General features: G+C 71.5%; 20 protein-coding genes and 3 pseudogenes. 13 read left to right on the forward strand and 10 right to left on the reverse strand.

The window, feature by feature from the left end; genetic code table 11:
* Positions 1 to 198 precede the first annotated feature (198 nt).
* Positions 199 to 1,171, forward strand: a pseudogene (locus tag LWJ43_RS14685) (phosphotransferase family protein).
* A gap of 18 nt (positions 1,172 to 1,189) precedes the next feature.
* Here LWJ43_RS14685 and LWJ43_RS14690 read toward each other — a convergent pair.
* A complete protein-coding gene (locus tag LWJ43_RS14690) occupies positions 1,190 to 1,696 on the reverse strand; it encodes a type III secretion system chaperone family protein (protein ID WP_277332707.1) in 507 nt (168 codons plus the stop codon).
* 123 nt (positions 1,697 to 1,819) lie between these two features.
* On the reverse strand, positions 1,820 to 3,169 hold the full coding sequence (gene mshA, locus LWJ43_RS14695; RefSeq protein ID WP_277332708.1) for a D-inositol-3-phosphate glycosyltransferase: 1,350 nt from the start codon (positions 3,167 to 3,169) through the stop codon (positions 1,820 to 1,822).
* Between the two features lie 192 nt (positions 3,170 to 3,361).
* On the opposite strand from mshA, the gene LWJ43_RS14700 reads away from it, so the two are divergent.
* The 3 genes from LWJ43_RS14700 (at position 3,362) to LWJ43_RS14710 (ending at position 7,376) form a co-directional block, all read left to right on the forward strand.
* A complete protein-coding gene (locus tag LWJ43_RS14700) occupies positions 3,362 to 4,144 on the forward strand; it encodes a class I SAM-dependent methyltransferase (RefSeq protein WP_277332709.1) in 783 nt (260 codons plus the stop codon).
* A gap of 376 nt (positions 4,145 to 4,520) precedes the next feature.
* Entirely contained in the window at positions 4,521 to 5,585 is a 1,065-nt protein-coding gene (locus tag LWJ43_RS14705; RefSeq protein ID WP_277332710.1) for a C40 family peptidase, read from the forward strand.
* A gap of 441 nt (positions 5,586 to 6,026) precedes the next feature.
* Positions 6,027 to 7,376, forward strand: coding sequence for a PP2C family protein-serine/threonine phosphatase (locus tag LWJ43_RS14710; RefSeq protein WP_277332711.1), 1,350 nt, complete (start codon positions 6,027 to 6,029; stop codon positions 7,374 to 7,376).
* On the opposite strand, the gene LWJ43_RS14715 is transcribed toward LWJ43_RS14710, so the two are convergent.
* The 3 genes from LWJ43_RS14715 to LWJ43_RS14725 form a co-directional block, all read right to left on the reverse strand.
* A complete protein-coding gene (locus LWJ43_RS14715) occupies positions 7,358 to 7,690 on the reverse strand; it encodes a DUF2516 family protein (RefSeq protein WP_277332712.1) in 333 nt (110 codons plus the stop codon). The two genes, LWJ43_RS14710 and LWJ43_RS14715, sit on opposite strands and share 19 nt — an antisense overlap.
* Before the next feature lie 117 nt (positions 7,691 to 7,807).
* Positions 7,808 to 8,470, reverse strand: a complete 663-nt coding sequence (locus tag LWJ43_RS14720) for a hypothetical protein (protein ID WP_277332713.1) — start codon at positions 8,468 to 8,470, stop codon at positions 7,808 to 7,810.
* A 28-nt stretch (positions 8,471 to 8,498) separates the two neighbouring features.
* Positions 8,499 to 9,008, reverse strand: a complete 510-nt coding sequence (locus LWJ43_RS14725) for a helix-turn-helix domain-containing protein (protein WP_277332714.1) — start codon at positions 9,006 to 9,008, stop codon at positions 8,499 to 8,501.
* A gap of 579 nt (positions 9,009 to 9,587) precedes the next feature.
* On the opposite strand from LWJ43_RS14725, the gene LWJ43_RS14730 reads away from it, so the two are divergent.
* Entirely contained in the window at positions 9,588 to 10,220 is a 633-nt protein-coding gene (locus LWJ43_RS14730; protein WP_277332715.1) for an SMI1/KNR4 family protein, read from the forward strand.
* A gap of 117 nt (positions 10,221 to 10,337) precedes the next feature.
* Here LWJ43_RS14730 and LWJ43_RS14735 read toward each other — a convergent pair whose 3' ends face one another.
* Positions 10,338 to 10,913, reverse strand: coding sequence for a TetR family transcriptional regulator (locus LWJ43_RS14735; RefSeq protein WP_277332716.1), 576 nt, complete (start codon positions 10,911 to 10,913; stop codon positions 10,338 to 10,340).
* A 115-nt stretch (positions 10,914 to 11,028) separates the two neighbouring features.
* Here LWJ43_RS14735 and LWJ43_RS14740 point away from each other — a divergent pair, with 115 nt between their 5' ends.
* The 6 genes and pseudogenes from LWJ43_RS14740 to LWJ43_RS14765 all read left to right on the forward strand — a co-directional run bounded on the left by LWJ43_RS14740 (position 11,029) and on the right by LWJ43_RS14765 (position 15,288).
* Positions 11,029 to 11,721, forward strand: coding sequence for an SDR family oxidoreductase (locus LWJ43_RS14740; RefSeq protein ID WP_277332717.1), 693 nt, complete (start codon positions 11,029 to 11,031; stop codon positions 11,719 to 11,721).
* Positions 11,722 to 12,085: 364 nt separating this feature from the next.
* Complete coding sequence (locus LWJ43_RS14745) at positions 12,086 to 13,147, forward strand: NADP-dependent oxidoreductase (RefSeq protein ID WP_277332718.1); 1,062 nt, start codon at positions 12,086 to 12,088, stop codon at positions 13,145 to 13,147.
* Positions 13,144 to 13,755, forward strand: coding sequence for a DinB family protein (locus LWJ43_RS14750; protein WP_277332719.1), 612 nt, complete (start codon positions 13,144 to 13,146; stop codon positions 13,753 to 13,755). The genes LWJ43_RS14745 and LWJ43_RS14750 overlap by 4 nt, the downstream gene beginning before the upstream one ends.
* Before the next feature lie 87 nt (positions 13,756 to 13,842).
* The gene (locus tag LWJ43_RS14755; RefSeq protein WP_277332720.1) at positions 13,843 to 14,172 is read left to right on the forward strand and encodes a deoxyxylulose-5-phosphate synthase; all 330 of its coding nucleotides are present in this window, start codon (positions 13,843 to 13,845) and stop codon (positions 14,170 to 14,172) included.
* A gap of 37 nt (positions 14,173 to 14,209) precedes the next feature.
* Positions 14,210 to 14,676, forward strand: a pseudogene (locus LWJ43_RS14760) (pyridoxamine 5'-phosphate oxidase family protein).
* A gap of 55 nt (positions 14,677 to 14,731) precedes the next feature.
* Positions 14,732 to 15,288 (forward strand): annotated as a pseudogene (locus LWJ43_RS14765) (HAD-IA family hydrolase).
* On the opposite strand, the gene LWJ43_RS14770 reads toward LWJ43_RS14765, so the two are convergent.
* Positions 15,269 to 15,910 (reverse strand): TetR family transcriptional regulator, encoded by a 642-nt coding sequence (locus LWJ43_RS14770; RefSeq protein WP_277332721.1) that lies wholly within the window; start codon positions 15,908 to 15,910, stop codon positions 15,269 to 15,271. The pseudogene LWJ43_RS14765 and the gene LWJ43_RS14770 sit on opposite strands and share 20 nt — an antisense overlap.
* Positions 15,907 to 16,680, reverse strand: coding sequence for a TetR/AcrR family transcriptional regulator (locus LWJ43_RS14775; RefSeq protein WP_277332722.1), 774 nt, complete (start codon positions 16,678 to 16,680; stop codon positions 15,907 to 15,909). Before LWJ43_RS14775 ends, LWJ43_RS14770 begins: the two co-directional genes overlap by 4 nt.
* A 96-nt stretch (positions 16,681 to 16,776) precedes the next feature.
* Here LWJ43_RS14775 and LWJ43_RS14780 point away from each other — a divergent pair, with 96 nt between their 5' ends.
* Together LWJ43_RS14780 and LWJ43_RS14785 are read left to right on the forward strand one after the other, a co-directional pair.
* Positions 16,777 to 17,745 (forward strand): ATP-binding cassette domain-containing protein, encoded by a 969-nt coding sequence (locus LWJ43_RS14780; protein WP_277332723.1) that lies wholly within the window; start codon positions 16,777 to 16,779, stop codon positions 17,743 to 17,745.
* Positions 17,738 to 18,511, forward strand: coding sequence for an ABC transporter permease (locus LWJ43_RS14785; protein ID WP_277332724.1), 774 nt, complete (start codon positions 17,738 to 17,740; stop codon positions 18,509 to 18,511). Before LWJ43_RS14780 ends, LWJ43_RS14785 begins: the two co-directional genes overlap by 8 nt.
* Positions 18,512 to 18,656: 145 nt before the next feature.
* Here LWJ43_RS14785 and LWJ43_RS14790 read toward each other — a convergent pair whose 3' ends face one another.
* Both LWJ43_RS14790 and LWJ43_RS14795 read right to left on the reverse strand, forming a co-directional pair.
* Positions 18,657 to 19,910 (reverse strand): GNAT family N-acetyltransferase, encoded by a 1,254-nt coding sequence (locus tag LWJ43_RS14790; protein WP_277332725.1) that lies wholly within the window; start codon positions 19,908 to 19,910, stop codon positions 18,657 to 18,659.
* Positions 19,911 to 19,980: 70 nt separating this feature from the next.
* On the reverse strand, positions 19,981 to 20,958 hold the full coding sequence (locus LWJ43_RS14795) for an asparaginase (protein ID WP_277332726.1): 978 nt from the start codon (positions 20,956 to 20,958) through the stop codon (positions 19,981 to 19,983).
* Positions 20,959 to 20,973 lie beyond the last annotated feature (15 nt).

The following is a 20,973-nucleotide window of genomic DNA, read 5'->3' on the forward strand; positions in this document are numbered from 1 at the left end:
GAAGGAGCAACAGCGCGGCTGCGGCACGAGATTCGGCCGGGCACGGTGGGGCTGTCGCAGTGCGCCACACTCTACGATCGGGCACCCGTCCGACCATCACCCCGAGCGGTCACGGGATGTGATCGTGACTCCGTCGTGATCACCCTGTGAAGCGCCTGTGAGGTGCTCACCCGACAACTGAGCCATGGGAGCCCGTCCATGTCCGTCGACGCGATCAACGCCGTGCTGAGAACGGTCGGGGCCGGCGAGCCCATGGCCCTCGAATCGCTCACCGGCGGCACGTACAACACCGTCACCCGCGTCACCTTCGGGGACGGCAGGGACTGGGTGGTGAAGATCCCTCCGGCGCACGCCACCGGACTGACCTACGAACAGCACCTCCTCGTCAACGAGGTCACCTTCTACGGCGCCGCCGCCGGGGCCGGTGACACGATCCCGCAGGTCGTACACAGGGAGCTCGCCCCGGAGGCGCAGGGCGGGGACGTACGTCGTCACGACCACGCGCCCGGGGCGGCCCTGGAGCGTGGTCGCCGATGACCTGACGGCCGACGAGACCCGCGCGCTGCGTACGGAGTTCGGGAACCTGGTCGGCCGACTGCACGGCGTGACAGGCCCGGCCGGGTTCGGGTATCCGGGCGAAGCCCTCGGACCGCTCTCCCCCACCTGGCGCGAGGCGTTCACCGCGATGACCGACGCTGTGCTGGCGGACGCCGAGAGGTACGGAGCACAACTGCCGTGCCCGGTGGACCGGATACGTGCGGCGATCGCCGGGGCGTCGGACGTCCTGGACGAGGTGACCCGGCCCGCCCTGGTCCACTTCGACCTGTGGGAGGGGAACCTCCTGGTGGCCGGGGAGCCCGGGGCGCGGCGCATCGGGGGGATCATCGACGGCGAGCGGATGTTCTGGGGGGACCCGGTCGCCGATCTCGTCTCCACGTCCCTGTTCGGCGACCCGGAGGCGGATGTGGACTTCCTGGCCGGTTACGCGGCCGCCACCGGCACACCCCTCGTGTTCACCCCGTCCCTGCGGCGCAGACTCGACCTGTACCGCAGCTACCTCTACCTGATCATGCTCACCGAGACCGTGCCACGCGGCTCCGGTCCCGAGGTGGTGGCCGGGACGTGGGAGGCGGTTGCACCGCGGCTCGTCAGGGCCCTGGCCGAGTTGTAGCCGGACGCCGCGGTGGCTTCAGGACGGGCGCCGCGTCAGGTGCGCGAAGGCGTCGAGGTTGCGGGTCGACTCGCCGCGCTCCGTCCGCCAGGCGTACTCCTTGCGGATCGCGCTCGCGAAGCCCAGTTCGAGCAGCGGGTTGAAGGCACCGTCCGCCGCCTCGAGGACCGACCCCAGCAGCCGGTCCAGTTCCTCGGGCGTGACGACCGAGAGCGGGAGCCTGCCGACGAGGTAGATGTCGCCGAGCGGGTCGATGGCGTAACTCACGCCGAACAGGCGGAGGTTGTGCTCCAGCAGCCAGCGGTGCACGGCCGCGTCGTTCTCGTCCGGGTGCCGGATGACGAACGCGTTGAGGGAGAGGGAGTGCTGCCCGACGATCAGGGAGCAGGTCGTGGACAGCTTGCGGGTGCCCGGCAGCTTCACGACGTAGTTGCCTGGCCCGGGGCTCTCCCACTCGAGCTCCGCGTCGTCCAGCGCCGCCTCGATGACCTGCGCCGCTGCTGCCTCGTCCGGTACGTCAGCCATGGTGCGAGCGTACGACAGCCCGCCCGGGCGCTCAGCCGGGGTGCGGCAGCGGGGGCCGGTTCGTCAGCCGTGGCGCGAGGCACCCGTTCAGCCGTGGCGCGAGGCCGTGGCGCGAGGCACCCGTCAGCCGTGGTGCGAGCGGGCCCTGCGCCGGTGGTCGTGCATCGCCGCCGTGTAGACATCGGCGGTTGCGGACGCCGCCGTGTCCCAGCCGAACGACTGGGCGTGCGCGGCCGCCGCCTCGCCCATCCGGCCGGCCAGTTCGGCGCTGTCCGCGAACCGGCCCAGCGCCTGTGCGTACGCCTCCGGGTCGTGCCCGGGGATCAGGAAGCCGCTCACTCCGTCCCGCACGGCGACGGGAAGGCCGCCCACCGCTGCCGCGACGACCGGCGTGCCTGCCGCCTGGGCCTCTATGGCGACGAGCCCGAAGGACTCGCTGTACGACGGCATGACCAGCACGGACGCCGCACGGAACCAGTCCGCGAGCTGGTCCTGCCCGACCGGCGGGTGGAACCGTACGACGTCGGCGATGCCCAGGCGCGCGGCCAGCTTGTGCAGGCCCTCCGGCTTGGCGAGCCCGCTGCCGCTGGGGCCTCCGACGACGGGTACGAGGATGCGCGAGCGCAGCGAGGGATCACGGTCCAGCAGCACGGCGACGGCCCGCAGCAGCACGTCCGGGGCCTTGAGCGGCTGGATGCGGCCCGCGAACAGGGGGATCAGCGCGTCCTGCGGCAGACCGAGGCGGGCCCGCGCGGCGGCACGGCCGTCGCCGGGGCGGAACCGGTCCAGATTGACCCCGGGGTGCACGACGGCGACGGACGCGGGGTCCGCGTCGTAGAAGCGGATGAGCTCGTCGGCCTCGCCGGCGGTGTTCGCGATGAGCCGGTCGGAGGCGTGCACGATCTGTGTCTCACCGATGACGCGTGCGGCGGGCTCCGGGGTGTCGCCCTCGGCGAGCGCGGCGTTCTTGACCTTCGCCATGGTGTGCATGGCGTGGACGAGGGGAACGCCCCAGCGCTGGGCGGCGAGCCAGCCGACCTGGCCGGACAGCCAGTAGTGGGAGTGGACCAGGTCGTAGTAACCGGGCCGCTGGCCTGCCCAGGCCTGCATCACGCCGTGGGTGAAGGCGCAGAGCTGAGCGGGCAGCTCCTCCTTGGCGAGGCCCTCGTACGGCCCCGCGTCCACGTGCCGGACGAGGACTCCGGGCGCGAGATCGACCGTGGGAGGCAGCCCGCCGGTGGTGGCCCGGGTGAAGATCTCGACCTCGATGCCGATCGCGGCGAGGCGCTTGGCCAGCTCGACGATGTAGACGTTCATGCCGCCCGCGTCGCCGGTGCCGGGCTGGTGCAGCGGAGAGGTGTGCACGGAGAGCATCGCCACACGGCGCGGCTTGCGGTGTCCGGCGAAACCGCCCGGGAAGCGGATACGGGGTGCCGCACGGCTGCTGCCGAGCCGGGAGACGTACTGGCTCACGGGTCCGCTCCTCCTCGCTCAGGGCATGACACGTACGGGGCACACGGCCCCTTCGAAGCTCCAGAACAGCGGAACTCAGCCTTTCATTTCCACTTTGCCAAATCATTGCGATGCCCACGGCGTGCCGGAAGGCACCCGCCCCCTCCACCCGCTCCGCGTGTGACCGCCGACGCGTCGCATACGCTCCCTTTCATGCACCAGCGCCCCATCGGCACCGCGACCCGCGGGACGACCAACCCCAATCGGCTGCGCCGCATGGACCGCTGGATCGCCGCCACCCACGGCCCCGCCCTGCGCCGCAGCGAGTCGCCCGTCGCGGTCGACCTCGGCTACGGCGCCGCGCCCTGGACCGCCGTCGAACTACTGGAGCGGCTGCGCGCCGCCGAGCCACGCACGGCCGTCGTGGGCGTCGAGATCGACCCCGCACGGGTCGCGGCGGCGCAGCCGTACGAACGCGAGGGCCTCACCTTCGTGCACGGCGGCTTCGAGATTCCCACCGCAGGCCGGCCGGCTCTCATCCGGGCGGCGAACGTCCTGCGCCAGTACGACGAGGGGGAGGTCACCGCGGTCTGGCAGCGGCTGTGCGCCCGGCTGGCCCCCGGAGGGCTGCTGGTCGAGGGCACCTGCGACGAGATCGGGCGTCGGCACGTGTGGGTCGCCCTCGGCCCGGAGGGCCCGCGCACCGTCACCTTCGCGACCCGGCTCGGCTCCCTGCAGCGCCCCTCGGACCTCGCCGAGCGCCTCCCGAAGGCCCTGATCCACCGCAACGTGCCGGGCGAACCGGTGCACGCCTTCCTTCGGGACCTCGACCGCGCGTGGGCCACGGCCTCCCCGTACGCGTCGCTGGGCGCGCGGCAGCGCTGGATCGCGGCGGCCCGCGCGGTCTCGGCCGACTGGCCCCTGACGGACGGTGTACGGCGTTGGAGGCAGGGCGAGATCACCGTGCGCTGGTCCGCCCTGCGGCCCGCCACCTGACGATGGGCACCCCGCGGGCGGCGCCCGCCGGCCACCCACCGGTCGAGACCCGCCGGTCGGCACCCGCAAGGCGGCGCCTACCGTGCGACACCAGTCGGGCGGCACCGCCGGGCAGCGCCGCGCGGACCCGATCGGCGCCGCGGACCCGATCGGCGCCGCGCGGACCCGATCGGGGGGCACGGCCGGATCCGGGAACACAGGGGGATCACCGTTCGTCCCCCTCAGTGGACGGGGGCGGTGTGACGGGACGGTGACACAGACCTCTGTTGCTTTACGGGACGACATGACACGATCGCGTCGTCACCCAAAAGTTACTGACGGTAAGTCAGATGTCCGCGATACGGCCTTCGTTGCCATTCGCCCGGAGGGGGAGCTCGTGAACCGACGCCACTGTGCCAGTGCCGCGATCACTCTGGTCTGCGCTCTGGCCCTGTTGACCGCGCCGGTCCAGGCCATGGCCGCTCCGATCCCGGAGCCCGGCCCGACAGCCACCGCGCCCGCCGCGAAGAAGAGCCTCGAGCAGGTCCGCGAGGAGATCGACACCCTCTACCGCAAGGCCGGGGCGGCCACGGACGCGTACAACCTCGCCGAGGAACAGGCGGAGAAGCAGTCCGGCGAGATCGTCCGGCTGACCAAGTCCATCGCCGACGGGCAGACGAGGATCGCCGAACTCAAGGACAGGGCGGGCGCCCAGGCCCGCGAGCAGTACCGCAACGGCGGGCTGCCCCCGGGCTCCCAGCTGGTGCTGAGCGGCGACCCGGACCTCTTCATGGACGGCGTCAACCAAGCCAGGCAGGGCCAGCAGGCCACCAAGGGAATGCTGACCGAACTGGAGCAGGCCCAGGAGGACCTGGAGACGTACACCCAGGACGCCAGCCTCAACTGGGAGAAGATCGAGGCCAATCGCGTCAAGCAGGCCAAGGCCAAGAAGAGCATCGACGCACAGATCGAGGCGGCGGAGAAGCTCGAATCGCAGCTGGCGAAGGAGGAGCGCGCCAAACTCCTGACGCTGGAGCAGGACGCCGCGTCCACGGCGCAGGCGGCCTGGCTCTCCTCCGGCGCACTGAAGGAGATCAACCGCGAGGCGAGCGCCGCCGGCAAGCAGGCGGTGGCCTTCGCGACCGGGCAGATAGGCAAGCCGTACGTCTGGGGGGCCGAGGGCCCCGGCTCGTACGACTGCTCGGGACTGACCTCGCAGGCCTGGGCGGCGGCGAAACAGCCCATCCCGCGGACCTCCCAGGAGCAGTGGCGACAGCTTCCCCGCATACCCGTCCAGGACATGCGCCCCGGCGACCTGATCATCTACCACAGCGACGCCAGCCATGTCGGGATGTACGTCGGCGACGGCCAGATCGTGCACGCACCCCGGCCGGGTCGGCACGTCACGCTGACAGGCGCGGGATCCATGCAGATCCTGGGCGTGGTCCGGCCGGACAAGTAGGCCCGTCCGGGCGAGGACCCGGCCCCGACCGGGCAGATGGGCCCGTCCGGACAAGAGCCCGGCCCGACCGGGCAGATGGGCTCGTCCGCACGGACAGGCTCCGGGCCCGTCCGGACCGTACGCTCGGTGACGGAGCGCCCGGCGGGAGACACCCCGCCGCGGGTGGCACGTGACACGTACCGCAGAGCTCACCGGAAGCGTCCCGGCGAATGTGCGCGAGACGTGTCGGGCGCGTGATGTTCGTCATGACCTCATGTCCGATTCGCGCGCACCCGTCACGCCGGATCCGTGGCAGGACGCGGCTTATGGCCGCACACACGGCGGAGGATGACCGCCGGGCGCCATTCCGTTCCCCCGCCACGGACCGCTATCGTCCCCGTCGGCGGTTCGTCGTTCGTCGATCCGCCGCGCCCTCGGGGGGAGGGAAGGAAACCCGAACCGATGCCCGTACCCGTACCGCAGCAACGTGCCGTTCCCGCTGCGGAGACCACTCATGGCGCCGACCTCACACTCCTGGTGATCGAGGACGACCCTGCGGGCACCTTCGCCGTCCCCGAGCTGTCGTCCACCGCGGGGGCACGGGTCCGCGTACGTACCGCCCGCAACCTCACCGAGGCCGGCCGGCTGCTCACCGACGACGTCGACTGCATCCTGCTCGACCTCGACCTCGAAGCGGCCTCGCTGCCTTCCGGCGCGCGCGCCGACGGCCATGACGACGGGCCCGGCCGCCCCGACGAGCTCGCGGCCCTCAAGCACATCCTGCGCATCGCACCGCGCCACGCCGTGCTCGCCCTCACCGCGGAGGACGACGCCGAACGCGCGGCCGAGGCGGTACGCGTCGGGGCCCAGGACTACCTCTTCCGCGGCGAACTCGACGGGCGCCTCCTCAGCCGTGCCATCCGGTACGCCGTGGAGCGCAAACGTGCGGACATCGCCCAGCACCAGCTGACCGAGTCCCGGCTGCGTGCCCAGGAGAACGCCCGTCTGGAACGCGGGCTGCTGCCGACTCCGCTCCTCGACGGCTCCGACCTGGCCTTCGCCGCCCACTACCGGCCGGGCCGCAGCCGTGCCCTGCTCGGCGGCGACTTCTACGACACGGTCCGCACGCCCGACGGCACGGTCCACGCGATGATCGGCGACGTCTGCGGCCACGGCCCCGACGAGGCGGCGCTCGGCGTCGAGCTGCGCATCGCGTGGCGCGCTCTGACGCTGGCCGGGCTCTGCGGCGACGACCTGCTCTCCACGCTGCAGCAGGTCCTGGAGCACGAGCGGCAGAGCGAGGAGATCTTCGCGACGCTCTGCACCGTCGACATCGCCCCCGACGGCCGCCGCGCCGGTCTGTGCATCGCCGGTCATCCGGCGCCGCTGATCGCCCGCCAGGGGCGGGCGGCGCACCTCCTGCCGTACGAGGACGGCGGCCCGGCCCTCGGCCTGCTGCCACATGCCCGGTGGCCCCGCCGCCAGGTGGAGCTGGGCGGCTCGTGGAGCCTGATGATGTACACCGACGGGCTGATCGAGGGACGCGTCGGCGCGACCGGGACCCAGCGGCTCGGCCAGGACGGCATGGTCGCCATGGTCAACGGCCGACTGGACCAGGGGCTGGGCGGCGAAGCACTGCTGCAGGCCGCGGTCACCCAGGTCCAGGAGCTGAACGGCGGCGAGCTGACCGACGACGTGGCGGTCCTGCTGCTGGAACGCGACGAGGCCCGGACACACCGGAGGGGCGGGAACGCGACGCGCTCCCGCCCCGGTGCCGCCTCGTCGGCGGGCGCTCAGCGCCCGCCGTTGTAGGGGCCGTACGGTCCGTCGCTGCTGGAGCCTCCGCGACGGCCGCCGCCCGACACCGCCTTGATCGCCGGTCGCACGTCCACCATGAAGACGATGGACGCGATCACGCCCGCGATCTGCAGGAACAGGATCGGAATGACGAGGTTCACGAAGACGGTGATCCCGAGGATGATCAACCAGAAGGACTTCTTCTGCTTGTCCGCGGCCCGGTAGGCGTCCTCGCGCGCCGTCACGGCGAAGACCAGCGCGACCACGGCCAGGACGAGCATGGCCAGGTACAGCAGCTGGAGGATCGAGCCGAATGCTTCGAGCAACACGGTGAACACCGCCTAGTCAGTGGATGAGCGCCTCGCGGCCAAGGTACCGGGACAACGACCCGGGCACCCCGAAAGGTGCCCGGCCCGCTCTTCCGGCAATCCTGGGACCGCCTCCGCCTACTTGGCGGGCGGGGTCGTCTTCTTCGCGACGGGCTTGCGCACAGGCGCCGGCTTCTTCGCCGTCGCGGCGGGCGTCGTCCTGGAGGGCGCGGCCTTCGGCGTGGGCTTCTTCGCGGCGGGGGCCGCCGGCTTCGCGGACGCCACCGGCTTCGCGGGCGTGGCGGGCTTCGCGGCAGCCTCGGACTTCTGCTTCGGGACGGACTTCGGCTCCGCCTCGACGACGGCGGCGATCTCCACGATCTCCTCGGCCGTCTCGCCACGCCAGGTGCGCACGGACTGCTCGCCGCGCTCGGCGACCTTCTCGTACGTCTCCCGCGCCCTGACGGCGTACTCGGCGGCCACACCCACGCTCCGCAGCGCGAGGTCCTGGGCGGTCTCGCCCCACTTCTTGAGGTCGGTGTCCAGCGTCCCGAAGACTTCGGTCACCTTCGCCTGCACGGTGGCCTGGGCCTCCCTGGCCTGCGTGGTGACCCGCTCCTGCACGGCCTTCGGGTCGGTGTTGCGCACCGCCTCGATCCGCTCGGGCGCCTCGGCCCGCAGCTGCTCGATCAGAGCCGGGACCTTGCGCGCCTGCTCCACGGCGAGGTCGGCCGTGCCGGCGGCGAAGTAGAGGGGGGTCGGGTCGGTGAGGGTCTTACGCAGGTCATCGGTGATGGCCATGACTGTGGTCCTCCCGGATCATCAGAAGTCAGTTCGCTGCTGGGTCTGCATCACTGCCGCCGGCCGTGCGGGGGCCGCGGGCATCCGGACCGGCGCCGTTCTCGTCCCCGGCACCGCTTTCCGCATCGGCATCGATTCTGCTCTTCGCGTCGGCGGGGCCGTGGAACTCGGACCCGGTGTCGGGCGCGACATCGAAACCGTTCTCCCGGCGGAAGGAGTCGTAGATCTGGAGCAGTACGTTCTTCTGCCGCTCGTTGATCGACGGATCGGCCAATATGACCGCCCGTGTCTCCAGCTCCTCCCGCTCCCGCTCATCGAGGATCCCGGCCCGCACGTAGAGCGTCTCGGCGGAGATCCGCAGGGCCTTCGCTACCTGCTGGAGCACCTCGGCGCTCGGCTTGCGCAGACCGCGCTCGATCTGGCTGAGATACGGATTGGACACCCCGGCGGCGTCGGCGAGCTGCCGCAGGGAGAGCTGCGCGGTACGCCGCTGCTCACGCAGGTACTCGCCGAGATTGCCGACGTTGAGTGATGCCATGCCTCGATGGTGCACCACCCTTGCTAACTTTTGCAAGCGGGTGCTTGCAAAAGTGTTCCACCCCACGGTGGACGCGGAGGTGACTCGCAGCGAAAGTGTCCGTTCCCAGTAGATGTGGCGAGTCCCAGCGCCTCTGGCGAACGACTTGGCGGAGTCCCGGCGAAGTCGGCCGTCCTGTCGTCCTGTCTCTCTGGAACCGGCGGCCCACTCGTTCTCGTTCGTGCTGTCGAATTCTCTTTCGTAGCGTCCTGAGCGGCCGTCCGCTCTTACTCCAGTGCCTGGTCAGAGCTGCTGTGGGTCAAAATCCAAGTGCATGTGAGCCGGGTCTCACTCGTATATTCGTGCGACTTCACGGAGGGGGAGGTGGAGACGGTGAAGAGAGCGCTTCTGCTCCGGCGGTTGCGGCCACGCGTGGCATCGCCTGGCTGTCGACACCCGATCATCATCAAGCTCACCTCCGACGAGGCGCTCGTCCTCTCGGACTGGCTGCGGAGAGATCGACTTCCCTGAGGACAGCGCCGCCCCAGGCTCCGCGGGCACGGAACGCACCTGTCAGAGCTCCTTGAGAGACTTCCGGCCATGACCTCGATCGATCACGGAGTGCGGAAGTCGTGGGACCGCATCGACGCCTGGTTGGGAGATCATCTCCACCGGGCGCCGGTGAGGGCTGCTGCGGACGGGGGTCGGCTGGGCGCCTTCGAGGCAGACATCGGGGCAGCACTCCCCACCGAAGTGCACGATTGGTGGACCCTGGACCGCGTCAGCGCCGACTACTGGATCCCTGGATCGTTTGCTCCGGTGGGCTTGGAGGACGCCCTGGAAACGAGAGAGATCTGGTTGCTGGTCGCGGAACAGGAAGGGGCCTCGTCCGCCGCGAACGGCGAACCGGAACCGCGGTTCCTGCCGTCGTTCCTGCCGATCGCGATGAGCCCTGGCGGTGACGGACTCATCGTCGACCTGCGGTTCGGTGATTCCTATGGCGCGGTTTTCCTGTGGGACCACGAGACGTGGGTGCTCGGGGTGCCGCTGTGGGGTTCGGTGGCCTCCATGCTCCAGGACATCGCTGCCGCTCTCGAATCAGGGACTCCCGCCCTGCTCCGGCACGCCGCCTCGGGTGGCACCGAAAAGGCGTGCGCCGCTCGCGTCGACGACGCCGGCGATCTGGTCTGGGAGGTAGCCGACCCTGGAATCCCGCGAACGAGTCCCAGGTGAGAGGTCCGCGCTGGTGACAGCTAAGGCTGGGAGTCACAGCGGACCGGTCCGGCGCGCGTCACCCATGAGTGCGGCCGGCGCGCATACGCCGCATGACGCCCGGCGCGGGAGCCCCGGTCAGCCGGTTTTCGTCAGGGTCGCGTGCGCGGCGGCGAGAATCTCCTCGGAGAGCGGGGAACCCTGGGTGGCCCGGGAGAGCACCAACGCACCGAACAAGGTGCACAGTCGGGCGATGCCCTCCTCACTCCCACCGGACGCGTCCGCCGGGGCGAGGAATGCGGCGAAGTCGGCCACGCCCTCCGTGTAGGCGCGGCGGGCCTCTCGGCCCTCACCGCCGCGCGCGACATCGACGGCGAGGGCTGCAACCGGGCAGCCGTCCGCCGCGTCGTCACGGTGTTCGACGGAGAGATAGGCGTCGATCAGGGCTCGCTGAGCGGTGTCCCGCTGCCCTTCGTACCGCTCGAGGCCGACCGCGTGGCGCCGGGTCTGCTCGTCGAACGCGTGGGTGGTGGCCTCATCGACGAGCGCCTCCTTTGAGGCGAACTGCTTGTAGAAGGCGCCGTGGGTGAGACCGGCCGCCTTCATGAGGTCGGCAACGCTCACGTGGGTGCCCTGCTCCCGGAACAACCGGGAGGCGGTGTCCACCACCCGCCTGCGGTTCTCCTCCGCCTGTGCCTGCGATACGCGGCCCATGACCGCCTCCCATTTTGGATGTCGACTGGCATCTATCGTAACTCGATGCTTAGATTGGATACGTAATCTAATTACCGGGTGGCCCGACGGCCCCCCACCAGGACCAGGAGCAGGCATGGAACTGAAGAACGCGGTCGCAGTGGTCACCGGCGCCAACCGGGGTCTGGGGCGGCACCTAGCCGCCCAGCTCGTCGAGCACGGCGCCAAGGTGTACGCGGCGGCCCGCCGCCCCGAGACGGTCGACCTGCCGGGCGTCACCCCCCTGCGACTGGACGTCACGGACCAGGAGTCGATACGCGAGGCGGCCCGCATCGCGTCGGACGCGACGCTGCTCATCAACAACGCGGGCGTCTCCACCGGTGCACCGCTGATCGGAGGCGACCTGGGCGACGTGCGCGGGGAGATGGAGACCAACTTCTTCGGCCCGCTCGCCGTGACCCGGGCCTTCGCCCCCGTCATCGAGGGCAACGGCGGCGGCACCGTGCTCAACGTGTTGTCCGTCCTGTCCTGGATGCACCCGGCCGCGCTCGGTTCCTACGCCGCGTCCAAGGCCGCCGCCTGGGCTCTGACCGGCGCGACCCGCGAGGAACTGGCGTCCCGCGGCATCGCCGTCTCGGCGCTGCACGTCGGCTACATGGACACCGACATGGCCGCAGGCGTCCCCGCCGACCAGAAGACCGCCGCCGCCGCCGTCGCGGCCCAGGCCCTGCGCGGCATCGAGGCGGGCCGGCCTGAGATCGTCGCCGACGAGATCACCCGGCAGGTCAAGCAGAGCCTGGCCGCGACGCCGCAGACGAACGCGGCTTGAGGCTCGCCCGCCTCCGCTGCGGCACGCCTCTCCTGCCCATCGCCCAGGAGACGGCTGTACCGCCTGCCCAGGTGGCGGTGGTCTGGTCGCGTGAGCCCGCCACTCGCTCGTTGGCCACGCCCACCCCGATCACCGGCCCGCCCGACCTCGCCCTGCCCGACTTCTCCGGACCGCCTCCGGGGAGGCGCCCGCCACGGCGTCAACGCCCCGGCCACGCCGGTGACATGACCGGTGGACACGGATGAGGACGCGTGGCGCCCACGCCTCGGCCGGAACAGCGGCACCGACGATCTCGTACCGGCGGAAGACCGGGACGAACGGAGACCCCGCCCTGTCACGGACGGGAATCGGAACGGAGACGACGATGAAGGCCTTCACGGTCGAGAAGTACGGCGACCGAGCCGGGATGCGTGCCGCAGAGGTACCCGACCCCCAGGTCGGCGCCGACGACGTCCTCGTCAAGATCCACGCGGCCGGCGTCAACCCACTGGACCTCAGGATCCGCAACGGGGACTTCAGGACGCTCATGCCCTACCGTCTCCCGCTCGTCCTGGGCAACGACCTCGCCGGAGAGGTCCTCCGAGTCGGCACCTCCGTCACCCGGTTCGCGGTGGGCGACGAGGTCTACGCCCGGCCCGGCAAGGACCGCATCGGTACGTTCGCCGAGCTCATCGCCGTCCATCAGGACGACCTGGCACCCAAACCCGCCGCCCTCACCATGACCGAGGCCGCCTCCCTCCCCCTTGTCGCCCTGACCGCATGGCAGGCACTGGTCGAGAGGGCCCGGGTGCGACCGGGCCAGAGGGTACTCATCCACGCAGGAGCCGGCGGCCTCGGCTCCATCGCCGTCCAGCTGGCCAAGGCGCTCGGCGCGCACGTGGCCACCACCGCGAGCACCGGCAACGTCGACCTGGTCAAGGAACTCGGCGCGGACGTCGCCGTCGACCACCGCACCCAGGACTTCACCGACCTGCTCGACGGCTACGACGTCGTCCTGGACTCCCTGGGCGGCGACAACCTGGCCAGGTCCTTGCGTGTGCTCAAGCCCGGCGGTCAGGTCATCAGCGTCGCGGGCCCGCCCGACCCGGCGTTCGCCCGCGAAATCGGCGCGAACCCGTTGCTCCGCCTGGCCATGACCGCGCTGAGCTTCAGGACCCGGCGCAGCGCCAAGCGCCGCGGGGTGACGTACTCCTTCCTGTTCATGAAGGCCAGTGGCGCCCAACTGCGGGAGCTCACGGCACTCATCGACGCCGGGAAGATCCGCCCCGTCGTCGACCGCGTCTTCCCGTTCGACGAGACCCTTCACGCCATGGAGTACGTCGAGAAGGGCCGTGCGAAGGCCGGCAAGGTCGTCGTCGCGATGGCCTGGCCGGGCGGCGAAAAGGCAGTGCCCGTGGACACCCGCGGGGGCAGACTGACTCCATGACTCCCCCTGACGCGAAGGCCGACCTCCACTTCTATCTCCAGTCGGCCCGTGACGCCCTGCTGTGGAAGCTCGAAGGCCTCTCGGAGTACGACTCCAGGCGTCCACTGACGCCGACCGGCACGAACCTGCTGGGTCTGGTCAAGCACGTGGCAGGCGTCGAATTCGGCTACCTCGGCGACACGTTCGGCCGGCCGTCCGGCGAGCCGCTGCCGTGGGTGGACGAAGGGGCGGAGTCCAACGCGGACATGTGGGCGACCGCCGACGAGTCACGCGAGCAGATCGTGGAGCTCTACCGGCGTTCCTGGACACACGCGGACGCGACGATCGAGGTCCTGCCCCTCGACGCGGTCGGCACGGTTCCGTGGTGGCCGCCCCATCGGGCCGAGGTGACGCTGCATCACGCCATGGTGCGCGTGATCGCCGACACGCAGCGGCACGCCGGGCACGCGGACATCGTCCGGGAGCTGATCGACGGCGCCGTGGGCATGCGCGAGGACAACGTGGCCGTACCGCCCGGCGACGCGTCCTTCTGGGAGGCGCACCGGAGCCGTCTGGAGCACGCTGCCCGCGACGCGGACCGGGCCCGCCCGGTGGTGCCGGGTGCATGAGTGACGTGCCGGCCCCTTCTCATGGGCGCTGGGCGGGACCCTCGTAATCCTGTCGAGTCGCCGGTGTGCGCGACCTACTCTCGCCGCATGCCTCCCGCCAAGAGCTCCTTCGTCTGCCTGCCGTGCCGGGCCTCCTACAAGCAGCCGGGCGGCGGGGAGAAGCCCCGCCGTTGCCCCCGGTGCGCCGGGACGCTGGTCCACGCCGGGGCCGCCTTCGCGGCGCCACGCCGACGGGACACCGCGGCGTGGCGCACGCTCTCGGTCCTGCTGAACGCGGGCGTCCGATTCCACATGGGCTGCAGCACGGGGTCGGGCTACCGTCCTCGCACGCTGAGCGAGGTGAAGGAGCGGATGGTGCACGCCGAGCGCACGGGGGAGCCGTTCGCGAGCGCCCTGGTCCGGCCCGAACTGCCGTGACGACGTCCCCCGTGGCCCACAACCCGAAAGGCACACCGTGAAGGCCTCGGAAGACACCGGCGACAAACCCGCTCCCCGGCCCCTGGACGATTCGGCGCTCTCCGGGATGCTGCGGGACCAGCGGTTCGGCGTGCTCGCCGCCGTCCGTTCCACGGGGCACCCGCGGACGAGGACGAGCGCGTCCTGCTGATCTCCACCACCGTGGACCGCCTCAAGGCCCGCCTCCTTCGGCGCGATCCGCATGCCTCCCTGCATGTCCGGGGCGATGACATCTGGTCGTTCGCCGTGGCGGAAGGGCTCGCGGAGGTGTCGGAGCCGACCACCGGCGCCGGTGACCGGACCGGTCGCGAACTCCTCTCTCTGACACCAGGGTTCGACGACCCGGCGAAGGAACGCGCCTTCCTGGAGGAGGCGGTCGCGGAACAGCGTGTGGTGATCCGGATCCGCGTGTCACGTCTCTACGGAGCCGCACTGGACATGACGGGCCCGGCCGGTGCCGCTTGATCTGCCTCATGACGCCGTGCTGTGCGACCTCGACAACGTGGTCCGCTTCTACGACATGACGCGCCTGGCCGCACCGGAACGGGCTGCCGGCCTGCCCGAGGGCACCACGGAGGACATCGCCTGCGCCCCGGGATCGATCTGCCGCTCCTCCTGGGCCGGATCGCCCGGGACGAACGGGTCGAGGCCGTCGCCGGCGAACTCGTCGGCCGGGTCGGCACGGTGAAGGCGTACGAACTGGCCCAGGCCATGGCGGACGCACCTTCCCGGGCGGACGGGGCGGTGGTCGCCCTGTTGCGACGGATACGGGACCACGTCCCGCTGGTCCTGGTCACCGACGCCACCCCCTGGCTGTTCGAGGACCTCGCCGAGCCGGGGCTCACGGACCTGGCGCACCACGTGGTCAGCAGCGCCGTCGAAGGGGTCGCGAAGCCAGCTCCCGCGATCCACCGGATCGCCGCCGCGCGGGCCGGGGTCCCGATGGGCCGGTGCCTGTTCGTCGACGACAGCGCGGAGAACGTCGCCGCCGCCGTCGCGCTCGGCATGACCGGCAAGCGTTTCGGGGAACCGGCCGATCTGCACGCACCGTTCGGCATCAGCCCGCAGGACGTGTGAACAACCCGCGCCCCAGCTGCGCGAAGGCGAGGCGGGCCGCCTCGACCGCGTCTGCGTACACCTGGCCGGCGCTTTCGCCCGCGTCGATCCGCCGCCAGTTCTCCTCGGCCAGGATCCGCAGGACGGCGACGATCTGACCGGCGGCGAGTCGCGCCGCCACCGGGGCCACGGGGTCCAGGGCGCGGGCGAGCGCCGCCTCCGAGCGGCTCTGGTAGCCGTGCAGCCGGGCGACGAGCGACGGGGTCCCGTACAGCAGCCGGTGGAAGGCCAGCACCTGCGGGACGTCGCAGAGACCGGTCACCGGGTCGCGGTCGTCCAGGCCGATGAGGAAGTGGTGGCGCAACGCGTCCAGCGGTGACATGCCGTCCGGCCGGCCGGAGACGACACGGGCCGCCTCGTCCTCGTGGTCGGCGAACCGGTGCAGGACCAGGTCCTCCTTGGCCGGGAAGTACCGGAACAGCGTCGGCTTCGAGATGCCGGCCGCCGCCGCCACCTCGGCCACGGAGACCTTGTCGAAGCCGCGTTCCAGGAACATCGCGATCGCGGCGTCGGAGACCGCCTGGTAGGTCAGCTGCTTCTTGCGTTCCCGCAGGCTGATCCTCTCGGTCCGCCCGGTGCTCATGACGACGCGCCCTTCTTGATCAGCGCTTCGACACCGTCGAGGACCCGTTCGAGACCGAACACGAACTCGTAGTCCGGTTCGTCCGGTTGACTCATGACGTCCGAGGCGAGCAGCCGGGACAGTGCCGGATGGCGGACCGGATCGGTGAGCCGTTGCACCGTCCGCTCCCACTGCGCCATCACCTGCTGGGGCGAGAGGCCCTTCGCCTCTACGGCGACGGCGAGATCGCTCATCAGCAGGGCCTCGTTGCGCACGAAGCCCCCGACGAGGAGTACGACGGAGATCTTGTCGCCCTCGTTCAGGCCACTGTCCTCCAGTGCCTGCAGTCCCTGTTCCCACCAGGCGATCGAATGAGGGCTGGCAGGCGGGCCCGCGATCGGGATGCGCAGGGCCCACAGGTGGCGGTGGAACATACAGCGCTGGGCCCACGCCCACTGACCGAGGGCCTCCCGCCAGCCCGCTCCGTCCTCCAGCGCCGGCAGGGGGTCGGGGGCGCCCATGGCCGCCTCCTGCATGAGGAGGTACAGCTCCTCCTTCGCGGACACGTAGCGGTAGAGCGCCATCGTGGAGGCACCCAGCTCCTTGGCCACCCGGCCCATGGACACGGCCGCGAGCCCTTCCGACGCGGCGACCGTGACAGCGGCGGCGACGATGCGGTCCAGCGTCAGACCGGGCTTCGGGCCCTTGACCGGACGGTCGCGCAGCCCCCACGCCGCCTCGATGCTGGGCGGCAGACCGGTGCCGCCCGACGCACTGCTCTTCTCCGTCACCCGAAGCCGCCTTCCCCAGTACTGGCTTGCCACCATCCTAGGTTTGCGTAATGCTTACACAGTAACGCGTAACTCATACGCAGAAGGGGGATCGTCATGAGTACGGCCATGAACGACGTCATGATCGAGGCGGAGGGCCTGACCAAGTCCTACGGGAAACCGGCCGCCCGGGTCAGGGTCCTGGACGGCGTCGGCCTCCGGGTCGCCCGCGCCGGGATCCACGCACTGCTCGGCCCCAACGGCGCGGGCAAGACCACGACCGTGCGGATACTCGCCACCCTCACCACCGCCGACTCAGGCACGGCACGGGTCGCGGGCCACGACGTCGTCACCGGCCGGCGCCGGGTGCGCCGCGCCATCAGCCTGACCGGACAGTTCGCCGCCGTCGACGAGACACTGACCGGCGAGGAGAACCTGCGGATGATGGCGCGGCTGTCCGGCCTGTCCCGGGCCCGGTCCCGAGAGCGCGCCGAGGAGCTCCTCCTCCGCTTCGGTCTCGGCGACGCGGCCCGCCGCCAGGCCCGCACGTACTCCGGGGGGATGCGGCGGCGCCTCGACCTGGCGGCGGGACTGGTCGGTTCCCCCGAGCCCGGTGTCTTCTTCCTCGACGAGCCCACCACCGGACTCGACCCCCGCAGCCGCCGCGAACTCTGGCAGGTGGTCCGCGACCTCGCCGGCCGGGGCGCCGCCGTCCTGCTCACCACCCAGTACCTGGAGGAGGCCGACCAGCTCGCCGACCGCATCACCGTCCTCGACAAGGGCGGCATCGTCGCCGAAGGCACCCCGGAGACCCTGAAGTCACGCGTCTCCGGGCACCGGCTCGACCTGGTCCTCAGCACCCGCGAGGCCTATCTCCGGCACGCCACCCGCGCGGTCCACCACTCCCCCGAGACCCTCACCCTGGGCATCCCCACGGACGGAACCGCCGCCCACGCCCGCGCCCTGCTCGACGACATCGACCCGCACCGCACCGACGTCGACCGCTTCTCGGTGCACAGCGCGACCCTCGACGACGTGTTCCTCGCACTCACCACCGCGACGACGGAGGCACCGGCCCATGTCTGACGCACCCGGAGCCCTGACCCACGCCACGGTCATGACGGGCCGCAGCCTCCTCATCAGCCGCCGCAACATCGACGCCGTCATCACCTCGATGATGCTGCCGGTCCTGCTGATGCTGATCTTCGTCTACTTCTTCGGCGGCGCGATCGACACGGGCACCGCCTACGACTCGTACGTCATGTACGTCGTCCCCGGCGTCCTGTTCCTGTGCGCGGGCTTCGGCTCGGCCACCACCGCGGTCGCCGTGAGCGAGGACATGAAGGGCGGCATCATCGACCGCTTCCGCTCCCTGGACATCGGAGGGATGCCGATCCTCGCCGGCCACGTCGTGGCGAGCACCGTCCGCAATCTGGTCTCCACCACCATCGTGTTCGCGGTCGCCGTCCTCATCGGCTTCCGCCCCGCGGCCACCCCCGCCGGCTGGCTCGCCGTCGCCACCGTGCTGCTCGCCTACATCGTGGCCCTGTCCTGGATCTCCGCGGCGATCGGCCTGCTCGCCCGCACGCCCGAAGCGGCGGGCGGGTTCACCTTCTTCATGTCGTTCCTGCCCTACCCGAGCAGCGCGTTCGTCCCGGTCGACAGCATGCCGGCCTGGCTCCACGGCTTCGCCGACCACCAGCCGGTCACCCCGGCCATCGAAACCCTCCGGGGACTCCTCCTGGACCAGCCGGTGGGCAACACACCCTGGATCGCGCTCACTTGGGCGGCGGCAATCCTGCTGGTGGCCGTCGCCCTGTCGGGGGTGCTCTTCAGGGTCCGGACACGGTGACGGCGCGAACCGGTGGCGGAAGGGACCCGCCCACAGCCCCGCGAGCGACTCCGTCGTCATCGAGAAGACGTCGAGCTTGACCGGAACCATGAGTCGTCACGCCGTGAAGATACGATTCCCGGTTCGTCCCGGCGAGGGTGAAGCCTCAGAAGACGTCCGGGCACCACGCCCGCCGCGGCGCCCGGAACACCGCGTCGGCCTTGGCCACCGCTCCCGCACGGCGCTCCTCGATCCGGCCCAGCGCGGCGAGCCGCAGCGCCGACTCGTCGCCCAGGTACAGCGCCCCCAACTCCCCCACGTCCAGGGCCAGATCGGCGTCCCGCGTCGTCGGGACGCAGGAGGCGCCCGACGGCGACACCTCCAGCAGGAAGCGGCCGCCCGCGAGGCCGGCGGTGTCCCTGACCTCCAGTACCAGGGCGGCCCCGGCCGCGTACGTACGCGCTTCCAGGGCCCGGGGCACGTCCAGGACCCGCAGCCACAGCCAGTCCGCCTGCGTCACGACACGCGCCGCGCGCGGGTCCGGGAGGAGGAGCGGCACCAGGTCGTCCGGGGCCCGGTAGCCCGTACGGACCGTGGTGATCCAGTCGATGGAACAGACGAACCGCCACAACGCGCGTTCCGCCGCCGGGGTCACGGCGATCATGCCGGCCACCGTCGCCTTGTTGAGCGGCTGCTTCCCGTCGCCCCAGCGGTCGTCGGCGCGGTAGGTGATCAGCCCTTCCGTCTCCCCGTCCGCCGACCGGTACACCGCGTGGAACGGCTCCGTCCACGTCTCGAACGCCGGGACGTCCACCCCGGTGCTGCGCTGCCACCAGCGCTCGTCCCGGGAGACCACACCGTGCTGCCGGGCCGCGAGGCGGCCGTGGAGCTCGGGCCCCAGCTTCCGTACGTCGGCTCCGTCGACCAGCTCGATCCGGCCGCCGTCCGCCTCGGAGGGGATCCTCGCGCGCGGGTCCAGGCCCGCGCGGGGCACGTCGATCTCCCACTCGGTGGACCAGGCGGCCGGCCCGAATCCGTACCGTCCGTAGATCGGGTACTCGGCGGCGATCAGCGAGGCGACCACGTCGCCGCGCTCCTTCGCCGCGGCCAGGTCCGTGGCCATCATCCGGCTCAGCAGCCCGCGCCGGCGGTGCGTGGGGGTCACCGTCACGGCGGTGACGGCGTCGGCCGGCACCCTCGCCCCGCCGACGACGGTGAGCTCCTGCGCGAACGAGCGGAAGGTCGCCACACATCGCCCGGCGTCGAACACGCCCTGGACACGCGCGAGATCGGTATGCGCCAGGCGCACCGCGACCTCCTCCTCACCGGGAGCCCCGGCCGCCCGGAGGAACCCGGTCCCCACGGCACGGAGCCAGTCGGGGTACTCACCGGCGGTCACGGTACGCGGATCAAGGCTCATACGGCCCACGCTAGGCACGGACCGCACGTGATGTCGCGCGTATTTCCCGCCGCCCCGAGCACGGGCCCGCTCAGAACGCCGCCCGGATGCCGCCCACCTCGGTGGCACCTCCCAGCAGCGGCGCCCGCCCGATCCGGGACACCACGGGGGCGTCCACGCCGAGCAGCCCGAGCGCCCTCGCCAGTACCGGGCCCAGGGCGCGGGTGGAACCGTCGTCGATCTTGAACGCCAGTGCCCTGCCGTCGGGGAGGGCCACAGCCTGCACCGCCTCCGCACCCATCTTGGAGAGCGTGCCCGGCACCTCCCGCATCAGCCAGGTGTCCGGCCTCCGCGTGCCCGCGACGTACTCCGGGTGTGCCCGCATCGCGTCCGCGACCCGGCGTTCCGCCGATCCCGGCTCCGCCAGCACGAAGGAGCGGAACGCCCGGGCCAGGCCCACCAGCCCGATCGCCATCAGCGGGGCCCCGCAGCCGTCCGTGCCGACCGCCGCGACGGGCTCGCCCGCCGCTTCCGCTACGACCTCGCCGACCAGCAGCTGCAGGGGGTGGGCCGGGTCGAGATAGGTGGCGGTGTCCCACCCGTTGCGTACGCAGACGGCGAGCATCGCCGCGTGCTTGCCGGAGCAGTTCATGGTGAGCGGCTCGCGGACACCCCCGGACGCGAGGTACGCCTCCGCCTCGACCGGGTCCAACGGCAGATCCGGCGGGGTCCGGAGGTCGTCGGGCTTCAGGCCGTGCTCGGAGAGCATCGTGCGCACCAGGTCCAGGTGGAAGCCCTCCCCCGAATGGCTCGCGGCGGCCAGCGCCAGCCGCTCCCCCGAGAGGTCCAGCCCGGCCCGCAGGATCGCGGCGGCCTGCATCGGCTTGTTGGACGAGCGGGGGAAGACCGGGGCGGACGGGTCCCCGAGCGCGAACTCCACGCTCCCGTCCGCGGCCAGGACGACCAGCGACCCCCGGTGGCGGCCCTCGGTGAAACCGGACCGTACGACCTCGGCCAGCACCGGCAGCTCGGGGGACGGGGTCGACGACGGGGCTGTGAAGGAGGTCATGGGGCGGGTGGCCTT

This window comes from Streptomyces sp. JH34 (assembly GCF_029428875.1).
Taxonomy (GTDB): Bacteria; Actinomycetota; Actinomycetes; order Streptomycetales; family Streptomycetaceae; genus Streptomyces.